This is a genomic window from Actinoplanes sp. NPDC023714 (assembly GCF_040639855.1).
Taxonomy (GTDB): Bacteria; Actinomycetota; Actinomycetes; order Mycobacteriales; family Micromonosporaceae; genus Actinoplanes.
Genome location: NZ_JBFAAR010000001.1, coordinates 553,440 through 566,080 on the forward strand (window position 1 = coordinate 553,440; position 12,641 = coordinate 566,080).

Consider the following 12,641-nt stretch of genomic DNA (forward strand, 5'->3'; position numbering starts at 1 on the left):
CGGATCCGGCAACCCAGGACCCGGTAGTGGCATCAGCAACAGGCCTCCCCCCAGTGACCGATATGGATCACCTAGAGGCAGCGGACGCCCTTCCCGAGCCCACTCCCGACCCGGGCGACATTTCCGAAATTTCGGATCTGTCCGGCGAGGCGAATGGCCTGGAAGACGCGGTCACCGAGACCGAAGCCACGCAAATCACGGACGCCGAAACCAGGCGATTCACGCACGCCGAAGCCGCGGATACCGAGGATCCCGAAGACACGAATATCGAGGATCCCGAAGCCACGAGCGACGAGCCCGGGCCGCAGGACACCGAGCGATTCCAGGACGACGAGCTCCCGGCCGAGGAACCGCAGGCCGAAGAGCTCACCGCCGAGGAACCGCAGGATGAGCAGGCTGGTGGCCCGGAGGCGGAACCGGCCACCGCGGAGACCGCCGAGGAGAACGGGCACCGCATCGTGGCGGCGAGCGACCCCGAGCGCCCCGACGTCAGGCTGATGCCCAGGCCGCTGGGCTCGGCCCCCCTGCTCGACTCCGAACCGCTCCCCGCGACCCGCCCCGGCATGCTCCGCCCGAGACCGCCGCTGGACCCACCAGCAGCCGGAGCCCTCAACGCCCCGAGGCCGAACCTCCCCACCGACCAGGGCCCCGGCGCAGCCTGAAGCCCAGGTCCCGAAGCGAGCGAAACCCGCGGCACGCAGAGCGACCAGGCAAGGTTCTGGGGCGGGGATGGCCCACGCAGGGATCAAGCCTGACCGCCCGGAGTGGGCCATCCCGCCCCAGAACCGCCCCGAGGGCGCCCCTACGAGTTCAGAGACGTGAGGAATCGGCGAACGATCGGGACAGCGGCCTCGGAACCCGCGCCGCCCTTCTGGACCATCACGGCGAACGCCACATCACCCTGATACCCGACGAACCACGAGTGCGTCTCCTCCGAGCCGTTCTCGAACTCCGCCGTCCCGGTCTTGCCGTGGACGGGTTTGCCGGGGACGCTCTTCAACGCCGTACCCGTGCCGCTCGTCACCACCTCGCGCATCATCGACCGCAGGGCCGTGAGCGCGTCGGCGTCGAGTTCCGGGCCGGCCTCGCCGGGGTTGGCGGGCGCCGGTTCGAGGACCAGCTTCGGCGGCTGGAATCGGCCGTTCGCGACCGCCGCGGTGGCCACCGCCATGGCGAGCGGGCTGACCACGGTGCTGCCCTGGCCGAAGATCGCGGCGGCCAGTTCGGTCCCGGTGCCGCCGTCGGAGACCTGGCCGGACGAGGCTTCGACGCCGAGGTCCCAGGTGCCGCCGAGGCCGAGGGCCGCGGACGCCTCCTGGAGGCCGGCCGCGGTGAGCTTCGGGGCGAGGCTCGCGAACGCGGTGTTGCAGGACTTCGCGAAGTCGACGTGGAACGGCACCTTGCCGAGCTCCTCGTCGTGTGAGTTCTTGAACTCGCGCCCGTCGACGGTGAACGTCTTCGGGCAGTCGACGACGGTGTCGGCGGTGACCACGTCGCGGGCGAGGGCGCCGTACGCGGAGACCATCTTGAACGTGGAGCCGGGCGGGACCTGGCCGGTGAACGCGGTGTTGACGCCGCCGGCGTCGGGGCCGTTCGCGGCGGCCAGCACGGCGCCGTCGCCGACCCGGATCGCCACCAGGGAGCTGGGCTGCTTCTCGCCGGCGAGGGCCTTGTCGGCGGCGTTCTGCACGGCGGTGTCGATGGTGATCTTCACGGGGGTGCCGGTGACCGGGTCGGACTGGAAGATCTCGGTCTCCTCGGTCTCGCCGTCGGCGGCCTCCTTGGCGATCACCACGGAGAGGCCGGGCTTGCCGCGCAGCGCGTCGTCGTACTTCTGCTGGAGCCCGCCGTGCCCGGCCTGGTCGCCGGTGGCGAGGGTCTCCGGCCGCGCGTCGATGTCCTCTTTCGTGGCGGCGTCGACGGTGCCGAGCAGGGCCCGGGCGAACACCCGGTTGGGCGCGAGCAGCCGGGTCTCCTCGCGGAACACGGTGCCGGGCAGCGGCCGTACCTGTGATCTGATCTTGTCGTAGTCGGGCCGCCGCAGGGTGACCACGTCGATGAAGGCGCCCGGATCGGACTTGCCGACCGTGTCCTCGAGCTTGTCGAAGTCGACGTCCACGTCGACCTTCTTGAAGGCCGCCGTGAGGCCGTTCCGCAACTTCGGGAAGGACGTGATCTTCTCGGGGCTGACCCCGATGACCACCACCTTCTGCGGGCCGACCAGGGGCTTGCCGGCGGCGTCCTGGATGGCGGCGCGCTCCGAGGCGACCCGGCGCAGCCGCAGCTTGTCGCCGGCCGCGAGGTCGGGCTGGACCACGGCCGGCTCCCAGACCACGGCCCAGCCGTCGCGGCCGGCCTTGCTGGAGCGGACCGTGCTCTCGTACGTCCAGTCGACCCCGCCGGGCAGCGTCCACTTCACGGTGATCGGGGTGGTGGCGTTGTCACCGTTCTCGGTGGTCTTCCCGGCGGTGACGGCGAGCGGCTGCCCGGTGAGGTCGCCGTAGAGCTCGCGGATCCCGGTGAGCACCTCCGGCGCCGCGATGCCGCCGCCGTTCGCCGTGATGAAGCCCACGTCGTTGAGGTCGCCGCTCTGCCAGCCGTTCAGGAACGCCGCGACGGTGTCCTCGGGCGGGTCGGCCGAGCATCCGGTCAACCCGCCGGCGGCCAGTACGAGCAACGCGGCCAACCCGGCAGTGGTGCGACGCATGACGTTCCTTTCCCTGGGTAGCTGATCGAACCGTAGTAGGCCAACGCCCGTCATGGTGACCCGCAGTGGTGGATATGGCGCAAAAGCGCACATCGCTCGCGGCACACCCGGGGTGTGAGGGGGTGTCGGGCCGGTCGTTCTAGGCTGTCCTCGACACGTTCGAACCCACAGTGCCGTGGGTGAGGGGAGCGCCGGAGCCATGGCTGTCGCCGACGAGGCAGCGACCGATTCTGATCAGACTGTGACCGATCCTTCGGTGCCGCAGCCCGGACTCGCCCTCACCGGGCGTCTGGGTGCGTCCACCGATTCGGGCGAGCTCGACGAGCCGATGCCGAACGCCGAGAGGCTCGTCGCGCAGGCGGTGCAGAAAGCGGGCGAGGACACCACCACCGCATCGCTTGTCGACCGCTTCTGGCGGTTCGCGCCGGACGAGGAGCTGGTCGGGTACACGCCCGACGAGATGTACGCCGCCGCGGTCGAGCACCGCGAGCTGGCCCGCAACCGGCTCCCGGGCGAGGTGAAGCTGGCCGTCACCGAGCCGGCCGGGGCGCAGGGCCACACCGTCCTGCGGGTGGTCACCGACGACATGCCGTTCCTGGTGGACTCGGTGATGGCGCTGCTGACCGCGCACAACCTCCAGGTCTACCTGCTGGTGCACCCGCTCATCGTGGTGCGCCGCGAGCCGCTGGGCGCGCTCGCGCAGGTCGAGCCCGAGGTCGAGCCGGACGACGCGATCGACGGCGATCTGGTGGAGAGCTGGATCCGGATCGAGATCGACCCGGTGCGCCGGCCCGCCGACCGCGAGCAACTGATCAACGAGGTCCGGCGCGTCCTCACCGACGTCCGGGACGCGGTCGAGGACTGGCCGCGGATGAAGCAGCGGGCCCTGGTCATCTCCGAGGAGCTGGCCGCGGCGCACCGGGCCGGCAACACGCCGCCGGTGCCGGAGAAGGACGTCACCGACACGATCGAGCTGCTCAAGTGGCTGGCGAGCGATCACTTCACGTTTCTCGGCTACCGCGAGTACCACCTGGACGAGGGCGTCCTGAGCGCGGTCCCGGGCACCGGTCTCGGCATCATGCGCGGGGCGAGCCGGCCGCGGAAGCTCGCCACCATGGCGCCGGAGGCGTACGAGCGGGTCCTGGAGAAGCGCCTCCTGGTGATCACCAAGGCGAACTCGCGGGCCACCGTGCACCGGTCGGCCTACCTCGACTACATCGGCGTGAAGGTCTTCGACGCGAACGGCACCGTGATCGGCGAGCGTCGCTTCCTCGGCCTCTTCTCCTCCTCGGCCTACCGGACCAGCGTGCGCGAGCTCCCGGTGGTCAAGCGCAAGGTCATGGAGGTGATGGAGCGCTCCGGCCTCTCCCCGCGCGGGCACTCCGGCAAGGACCTGCTGCAGATCCTGGAGACCTACCCGAGGGACGAGCTCTTCCAGATCAAGACCGATGATCTGTACGAGGCGGTGATCGGTGTCCTGCGGATGGCGGGCCGCCGGCAGTTGCGCCTGTTCCTGCGGCGCGACGGCTACGGCCGGTTCATCTCGTGCCTGATCTACCTGCCCCGGGACCGGTTCACCACCGGCAACCGGCTGCGGATGCAGGAGATCCTGCTCCGCGAGCTGAACGGCGTGGGCGTCGACTACACCACCCGGGTCACCGAGCGGATGCTGGCGCGGGTCCACTTCATCGTCCGGACCGACCCGGCCGACCCGCCCGGCCCGGTCGACCCGAACGAGCTGGCCGAGCTGCTCGCCGACGCGACCCGGATGTGGGACGACGACTTCTCCCTGGTCCTGGAGCGCAAGCTCGGCGACGAGCAGGCGAAGACGCTCTTCAACAGGTACTCGTCGGCCTACCCGGAGAGCTACAAGAACGGCCACACACCGTACGAGGGCATGCAGGACCTCGCGAAGCTGGAGCTGCTCGAGGAGCCCGGCCAGCTGGCCATGCACCTGTTCCGGCGGCGCCGGCTGGGCGCCGACGGCGTGCCCGAGCCGGACGAGCGGGACGTGCGGTTCAAGGTCTACCGGTACGGCGAGCCGATGATGCTCTCCGCGGTCCTGCCGGTGCTGCACTCGCTCGGCGTCCGGGTCACCGACGAGCGGCCGTACGAGATCCGCCGCGACGACGGCGTGATCTACCTCTACGACTTCGGCCTGCTGCCGCCGGCCGGGCACCGCGAGCTGGCCGAGGTCCGGCCGCAGGTGGAGAACGCGTTCGCGGCGGCCTGGCGGGGCGAGGCCGAGGTGGACGGCTTCAACGAGCTCGTGCTGCGGGCCGGCCTCACCTGGCGTCAGGTCGTGGTGCTCCGGGCGTACGCGAAATATCTGCGCCAGACCGGGACGGTCTTCTCCCAGCGGTACGTCGAGACGACCTTCACGCAGTACCCGGAGATCGCCGGGCTGCTGGTGCGCCTCTTCGAGACCCGGTTCTCGCCGTCGCTGGAGTTCGGCGAGGCGGAGCGGTCCAAGCGGGCCGGCGCGCTGCGCGACCGGATCACCGAGCTGCTCGATCAGGTGGACAGCCTGGACCAGGACCGGATCCTGCGGTCCTACCTCACGCTGATCGAGGCGACCCTGCGGACCAGCTTCTTCCAGCGCGGCACCGAGGGCCGGCCCAAGTCGTACGTGGCGTTCAAGCTGGACCCGCAGGCCATCCCGGACCTGCCCCAGCCGCGCCCGAAGTACGAGATCTTCGTCTACTCGCCGCGGTTCGAGGGCGTGCACCTGCGGTTCGGCGCGGTGGCCCGGGGTGGCCTCCGCTGGTCCGACCGGCGCGAGGACTTCCGTACCGAAGTGCTCGGTCTGGTGAAAGCCCAGATGGTCAAGAACGCGGTGATCGTCCCGGTGGGCGCGAAGGGCGGTTTCGTCCTGAAGCAGAAGCCGGGCGATCGGGACGAGGCGGTGGAGTGCTACAAGGGCTTCATCAACGCCCTGCTGGACGTCACCGACAACATCCTGAGCGGCAAGATCGTGCCGCCGCGGGACGTGGTGCGCCACGACGGCGACGACCCCTACCTGGTGGTCGCGGCGGACAAGGGCACCGCCACGTTCAGCGACATCGCCAACGAGATCTCGGTCGGCAAGGAGTTCTGGCTCGGCGACGCGTTCGCGAGCGGCGGCTCGGCCGGGTACGACCACAAGAAGATGGGCATCACCGCCCGCGGCGCGTGGGAGTCGGTCAAGAAGCACTTCCGTGACCTGGGCGTCGACACCCAGACCCAGGACTTCACGGTGGTCGGCGTCGGCGACATGTCCGGCGACGTCTTCGGCAACGGGATGCTGCTGTCCGAGCACATCCGGCTGGTGGCGGCGTTCGACCACCGGCACATCTTCCTGGACCCCGACCCGGACGCGGCCGTCTCGTACGCGGAGCGCCGCCGCCTCTTCGACCTGCCCCGCTCCTCGTGGGCCGACTACGACAGCAAGCTGATCAGCGAGGGCGGCGGCGTCTATCCGCGCAGCGCCAAGTCGATCCCGGTCAGCCCGCAGGTCCGCGCGGTGCTCGATCTCGGCGAGGCGACCGCGGTGAGCCCGGCCGACCTGATGAGGGCGATCCTGAAGGCGCCCGTCGACCTGTACTTCAACGGCGGCATCGGCACCTATGTGAAGGCGGCCTCCGAGTCGCACGCCGACGTCGGCGACAAGGGCAACGACGCCATCCGGATCAACGGCTCGGACCTGCGGGTCAAGGTGGTCGGCGAGGGCGGCAACCTCGGCCTCACCCAGCGCGGGCGCATCGAGTTCGCCCGTACCGGTGGCCGGGTCTTCACCGACTTCATCGACAACTCGGCCGGCGTGGACTGCTCCGACCACGAGGTCAACATCAAGATCCTGCTCGGCGGCGCGGTGACCGACGGCGAGATGACCATCCCGGAGCGCGACGAGCTGCTCGCCGCGATGACCGACGAGGTCGGCGCGCTGGTGCTGCGCGACAACTACGAGCAGGCCATGGCGCTCGGCAACGCCCGCGCCCAGGCCCACTCGCTGCTCCCGGTCCACCGGCGGATGCTGAAGTCGCTGGAGGAGCGGGGCGTGCTGAACCGCGAGCTCGAGGCGCTGCCCTCGGACAAGGAGCTGGCGGCCCGGCACGAGGCCGGCGAGGGCCTCACGGCGCCGGAGTTCGCGGTCCTCCTCGCCTACGTGAAGATCAGCCTCGAGCGCGAGGTCCTCGCCGACGAGCTGGTCGACGAGGCGTGGACCACCGGGGTGCTGCACCGGTACTTCCCGACCCCGCTGCGCGAGCGCTTCGCCGGGCGGATGGCCGGCCACCGCCTGCGCCGGGAGATCATCTCCACGTCGCTGGTGAACGAGGTGGTCAACCGCGGCGGCACCTCCTTCGTCCACCGGGCGATGGAGGAGAGCGGCGCGTCGGCCGCCGACGTGATCCGGGCGTACGTGGTGATCCGCGAGGTCTACGGCCTCAAGGAGATCTGGGCGGCCACCGAGGCGCTGGACAACCGGGTGCCGACGGCCGCGCAGACCGCCGTCCTGCTGGAGACCCGGCGGCTGCTCGACCGGGCGGTCCGCTGGCTGGTCAGCACCCGGCGCTCGCCGATCGACGTGCCCGGCGAGATCGCCAAGCTCCAGCCCGGCGTCTCCGAGCTGCTGCCGCGCCTGCCGCAGGCGATCGTCGGCGCGGAGCGGCGCAACCTGGAGCAGCTGGTCGAGCGGCTGACCGGCAAGGAGGTCCCGGAGCAGCTCGCCGAGGTGGTGAGCCGGGTGTTCTACGGCTTCGGCCTGCTGGACATCCTGGAGACGGCCGCGTCGGTCGGCCGGGACGCCGACGAGGTGGCCTCGGTCTACTTCGTGCTCTCCGAGCGTTTCGGGGTGGACACGCTGCTGTCGCACATCTCCCGGCTGCCGCGCAACGACAGGTGGCAGACCCTGGCCCGGATGGCGCTGCGCTACGACCTCTACGCGGCCCTCGCCGCGCTCACGGCCGAGGTCCTGCAGTCCACCCCGGCCGAGGCGAAGCCGGAGGACCGGGTCTCCGAGTGGGAGCAGGTCAACGCCGCGTCGATCGCCCGGGCCTCGAACGCCATGGGCGACGTCGAGGACTCCCCGGCCGACCTGGCGGCGCTCTCCGTGCTGCTCCGCCAGATCCGTACGTTGGTGAAGACCTCGTCGGCAAGCTGATCCCCGCCGCGATCCAGGCGACCCGGACTCGCCTGGATCGCGGCCCGGACGTGGCTGAACGGGCATATCGGTTATCTGCGGGTTTCGGGATGCCCCATTTGCCACGTATGGTTCTGCCGCAGGTGGGTCTGGGGACGTCGCGGAACTCGACTCGGGACCGGTTCGATCCGCGACGCAGACGGTGAGCCGGGCTCGGTGCGACTTCGGGAGCAGTCGCCCGGAGCCCGGCTCACCACCTCGCTACACCAGGTTCAGGACCTCGGCCGCCGCCCGGCCGTTGGCCAGGCTCGCGCCGTGGGTCACCACGAACGCCTTCACGCCGGACGGGCGCCACGCCGACGGCCAGCCCATCTCGACCACGCCGACCGGGTGCGCCGCGGCCAGCTTCTCGACCAGGTCGCGGGCCTCCGGCGAGCTGTGGATGCGCCGGCCGGTCAGCACGATCGGGCGGCCGGCGGCCCGCGCGGCGATCTCCTCGGGACTGGTCCCGGCGGCCGTCACCTCGATCTGCTCGACGCCGTTCAGGTGCGGCCGGAGACCCCACGGCACCCGCCCCTCGGCGATCGAGAAGCCGGAGACCAGCTGGACCACCAGGGGACCGGCGAGCTCGGCGGGGGAGCCCTCCACCCGTACGCCGGAACGCGCCGCGGCGACGCCCAGCGCGACATCCGGTCCGGCCGTGGGGCGCGGCGCCGCCGCCCAGGCGGCCAGCGCCGCGTTGCGGGCCGCCGCACCCTCCAGCCGGGACGCCGGGAGCCGGCCGTCGGTGACCGCCGCGGCGATCTCGGCGGCGACCGCCTCGACCAGATCCCGGTCCACCTGGGCGCCGATGCAGAGCAGGTCGGCGCCGGCGCCGAGCGCGGCCACGGCGGCGAGCGGGATGCTGCCGGCCGTCGCCGCGGCGCCGCGCATCTCCAGGGCGTCGGTGACGATCGCGCCGCGGAAGCCGAGCTCGTCGCGGAGCAGGCCGGTCAGCGCGGCCCGGCTGAACGTGGCCGGCAGGTCCCCGGTCAGCGCCGGCACCCGGATGTGCGCGCTCATGACGGTCTGCGCGCCGGCCGCGACGGCCGCGTGGAAGGGCGGCAGGTCGCGCTCGCGGAGCACGTCGAGGGACACGTCGACGGTCGGCAGCTCGAGATGGGAATCGGACACCGTGGCGCCGTGGCCGGGGAAGTGCTTGGCGCAGGCCGCCACCCCGGCCGACTCCAGGCCGGTCACCGCGGCGGCGGCGTGCCGGGCCACCAGGGCCGGGTCGGCGCCGAACGAGCGGGTCCCGATGATCGGGTTGTCGTCGGCCGTGTTGACGTCGACGGTGGGCGCGAGGTCGAGGTTCACGCCGGCCGCCGCGAGGTCGCCGCCGATGGCGGCGTAGACCCGGCGGGTGAGATCGGGGTCGTCCGCCGCGCCGAGTGCGGCGTTCCCCGGGTACGGGCTACCGGTCCGGTGGCCGAGCCGGGTGACGTCGCCGCCCTCCTCGTCGATGGCGATCAGGACGTCCGGTCGTACCGAGCGCAGCGCGGCGGTCAGCGCCGCGAGCTGGCCGGTCTCGACCACGTTCGTCCCGAAGAGGGTGTGCCCGGCCAGTCCGTCGGCGACCAGCTCGAGCGCCCACGCCGGCGCTGCCGGCCCTTCGAAGGCGGCGAGCAGGGTACGCAGAGCGAGCCGGCGAAGGCCCGGATCGTGAGACATGTCGTCCTTCCGATGGCGTGAATGTGGTCCCGGAACCCCGCGACCTGCCATGATCGCTCGGGGTCGATGAGCCACCCTCCGGTTAGGCAACGTCGCCTACCGTTACGCTGCGGCTGCGTGTCGAGCGTCGACACTGTAACAGGAAAGAACCTTTAGTATTAAGGACAACGCTATGGCCACCCGTCTCCCGGGCACGCCCCGGCTGCTGCGCGCACTCAACGACCGTGCGGCGCTGGACCTGCTGCTCAACCGCGGACCACTGACGCGGGCGCAGCTCGGCGAGATGACCGGCCTGAGCAAGGTCACCGCCTCACAGCTCGTCGAACGGCTCGAGGAGCGCGGCCTGGTCCGCCGCGTCGGCGAGCAGGCCGGCGGCCGCGGCCCCAACGCGCAGCTCTACGCCGTCACTCCGGGTAGTGCCCACGTGATCGGCGTGGACGTCGGCCCGGACTGCGTCGTGGCCGCCTGCGCGGACATCACCGGCGCCCTGATCAGCCGGGTCGAGCAGAGCACCAAGGACACCGACGACCCGGTCGGCGTCGTGCACAACGCGGTGGTCCAGGCGGCCGGCGAGGCCGGCACCGACATGTCCTCGGTACGCCGGGTCGTCCTCGGCACCCCCGGCCTCGTCGACCCGGAGTCGGGCGAGATCTCCTTCGCCCACGACCTGCCGCGCTGGCACCGGGGCCTGCTCGCCGAGCTGCGCCGCGACCTGAGCACCCCGGTCTTCTTCGGCAACGACGTGAACCTCGCCGCGATCGCCGAGTCCGGCACCGGCGCGGCGACCGGGGTGAAGGACTTCGCACTGATCTGGATCGGTCGCGGCGTGGGCCTCGCGACGGTCATCAACGGGCGGCTCCACCAGGGCGCCACCGGCGCGGCCGGCGAGATCGGCTACCTGCCGGTGTCCGGCGCCGAGGTGCCGCACAACGCGTCCCGCCGCGGGGTGAAGGGCGCGTTCCAGGCGATCGCCGGCGCCGACGCGGTCAAGGCGATCGGCAAGCAGTTCGGCTTCCGCGGCAACGAGGCGTCCGATGTGGTCCGCGCTGCCGTCGCGGCCGGGCCGGCCGGCGAGCCGGTCCTCGACGAGCTGGCCCGCCGCCTCGCGCTCGGCGTGGCCGCCACCTGCGTGGTCCTCGACCCGCCGCTGGTGGTGCTGGCCGGCGAGGTGAGCCGGGCCGGCGGCGAGGCGCTCGCCGAGCGGGTGGAGCGCGAGGTCGCCGCGATAACGCTCGTCTCGCCGAAGGTCGTGGTGACCGGGGTGGCGTCCGAGCCGGTGCTGCACGGCGCCCTGCGGATGGCCCTCGACGCCGTGCGCGACGAGGTGTTCGGCTCGACGACCGACTGAGTCGGGTGGTGCCGGGAAACCCCGGGCCCACGTGGTTGGATGGACGCGTGCTGGAGGCTGCCGTATCCATTCCGCCCGACGAGGACACCGTCATCGCCTTCGACCGCGTCAGCGTGGTCCGCGCGGGAAACTTCCTGATCCGTGACCTGTCCTGGCAGGTCGAGCTCGACGAGCGGTGGGTGGTGCTGGGGCCGAACGGCGCCGGCAAGACCACCCTGCTCAACCTCGCGTCCGCCCGGATGCACCCGACCAGCGGCCAGGCGTACGTGCTGGCCGAGAAGCTGGGCCGCACCGACGTCAACGAGCTGCGTACCCGGGTGGGCATCACCACCGGGCGCTTCGCCGACCAGGTGCCGCCGGACGAGAAGGTCATCGACGTCGTGGTCACCGCCGCGTGGTCGGTGGTCGGCCGCTGGCGGGAGAGCTACGACCCGCAGGACGAGGCCCGCGCCCGTGAGCTGCTCGACCAGCTCGGCATGACCGGCTTCACCGACCGCGCGTTCGGCACCCTCTCCGAGGGCGAGCGCAAGCGCACCCAGATCGCCCGCGCGCTGATGACCGACCCCGAGCTGATGCTGCTCGACGAGCCGACCGCCGGCCTCGACCTGGGCGGCCGGGAGGTCCTCATCGGCCACCTGAGCGAGCTCGCGCTCGACCCGGACGCCCCGGCCATGGTGCTCGTCACCCACCACGTCGAGGAGATCCCGCCCGGCTTCACCCACGGCCTGCTGCTGCGCGAGGGCAACGTCGTGGCGTCCGGCCTGCTCGGCGAGGTGATGACCGCGGAGAACCTGACCAAGACGTTCGGCCTGCCGCTCGTGGTGGACCGGATCGGCGACCGGTACACGGCCCGGGCCGCCTGATGGCCCCGAAGGTGGTCGTCGCCGGCAGCGCCAACATGGACCTGGTCGGGCTGGCGCCGGCGCTGCCCCGGCCGGGCGAGACGGTGCTCGGCGACGACTTCGTGATGGCGCCCGGCGGCAAGGGCTCGAACCAGGCCATCGCGGCGGCCCGGGCCGGCGGCGCCACCACGTTCCTCGGCGCGATCGGCTCGGACGCGTTCGGGGTCACCCTGGGCGCGCGGCTGACCGCCGCGGGGGTGGACACCTCGAGGGTACGGACCAGCTACGGCGCCTCCGGCGTCGCGGTGATCATGGTGGACCGGGCCGGCGAGAACTCCATCCTGGTCAGCCCGGGCGCGAACCGGACCTTCGCCGGCCTCACCGCCGACGAGGAGGCTGCGATCGCCGGGGCCGACGTGCTGCTCTGCCAGCAGGAGATCCCGATGGAGACGGTGCACGCCGCGCTCCGGGCCGGCCGGGCCGGCGGCACCCGCACGATCCTGAACGCCGCGCCGGCCCGGGACCTCCCGGAGGGCCTGCTCGACGAGGTGGACCTGCTCGTGGTCAACGAGATCGAGGCGCGGGCCATCACCGGCGGCGAGGCCTCGGACATGGCCGCCCTGCTCGCCCGGGTCCCGCGGGTGGTGCTCACGCTCAGCGGAGCCGGCGCCCGGTACGCCGACCGGGACGGCCGCGACGAGCACGTCCCCGCCTTCACCGTCGAGGTGGCCGACACGACGGCGGCCGGTGACGCGTTCACCGGCGCGCTCGCCGTCGCCTGGGGCGAGGGACGCGACCTGCTCGACGCCGTCCGCTGGGCGAACGCGGCCGGCGCCGCCTGCGTGCAGCGGGTCGGGGCGAGCGGGGCCCTCCCGGAGCGCGCCGAGATCGAGGCCATCTACACCCGCTAGCGGT

The 12,641-nt window shown here is 72.1% G+C and carries 6 protein-coding genes; 4 read left to right on the forward strand and 2 right to left on the reverse strand.

Annotated features, from left to right (window positions below):
* Positions 1–802: 802 nt before the first annotated feature.
* A complete protein-coding gene (locus tag AB0G10_RS02745; protein ID WP_360915432.1) occupies positions 803–2,707 on the reverse strand; it encodes a penicillin-binding transpeptidase domain-containing protein in 1,905 nt (634 codons plus the stop codon).
* 199 nt (positions 2,708–2,906) lie between these two features.
* Here AB0G10_RS02745 and AB0G10_RS02750 point away from each other — a divergent pair, with 199 nt between their 5' ends.
* Positions 2,907–7,847, forward strand: coding sequence for an NAD-glutamate dehydrogenase (locus AB0G10_RS02750; protein ID WP_360915435.1), 4,941 nt, complete (start codon positions 2,907–2,909; stop codon positions 7,845–7,847).
* A 240-nt stretch (positions 7,848–8,087) separates the two neighbouring features.
* Here the strand turns inward: AB0G10_RS02750 and AB0G10_RS02755 are convergent, their stop codons facing one another.
* Complete coding sequence (locus tag AB0G10_RS02755; RefSeq protein WP_360915438.1) at positions 8,088–9,536, reverse strand: glycoside hydrolase family 3 N-terminal domain-containing protein; 1,449 nt, start codon at positions 9,534–9,536, stop codon at positions 8,088–8,090.
* Between the two features lie 172 nt (positions 9,537–9,708).
* Between AB0G10_RS02755 and AB0G10_RS02760 the strand changes: the two genes are divergently transcribed.
* The 3 genes from AB0G10_RS02760 to AB0G10_RS02770 are packed head-to-tail and all read left to right on the forward strand — an operon-like array spanning position 9,709 to position 12,637.
* On the forward strand, positions 9,709–10,884 hold the full coding sequence (locus AB0G10_RS02760) for an ROK family transcriptional regulator (RefSeq protein ID WP_360915440.1): 1,176 nt from the start codon (positions 9,709–9,711) through the stop codon (positions 10,882–10,884).
* A 35-nt stretch (positions 10,885–10,919) separates the two neighbouring features.
* Positions 10,920–11,747, forward strand: coding sequence for an ABC transporter ATP-binding protein (locus AB0G10_RS02765; RefSeq protein WP_360915443.1), 828 nt, complete (start codon positions 10,920–10,922; stop codon positions 11,745–11,747).
* Positions 11,744–12,637 carry a ribokinase gene (locus AB0G10_RS02770; protein ID WP_360917935.1) on the forward strand — a complete coding sequence of 298 codons (894 nt, stop codon included), beginning with the start codon at positions 11,744–11,746 and terminating at the stop codon, positions 12,635–12,637. Before AB0G10_RS02765 ends, AB0G10_RS02770 begins: the two co-directional genes overlap by 4 nt.
* The last annotated feature ends 4 nt before the right edge of the window (positions 12,638–12,641 follow it).

Bases quoted from the DNA above. Each gene is read 5' to 3' on its own strand.
- AB0G10_RS02745 (WP_360915432.1), bottom strand. From the start codon at position 2,707: ATGCGTCGCACCACTGCCGGGTTGGCCGCGTTGCTCGTACTGGCCGCC.
- AB0G10_RS02750 (WP_360915435.1), top strand. From the start codon at position 2,907: ATGGCTGTCGCCGACGAGGCAGCGACCGATTCTGATCAGACTGTGACC.
- AB0G10_RS02755 (WP_360915438.1), bottom strand. From the start codon at position 9,536: ATGTCTCACGATCCGGGCCTTCGCCGGCTCGCTCTGCGTACCCTGCTC.
- AB0G10_RS02760 (WP_360915440.1), top strand. From the start codon at position 9,709: ATGGCCACCCGTCTCCCGGGCACGCCCCGGCTGCTGCGCGCACTCAAC.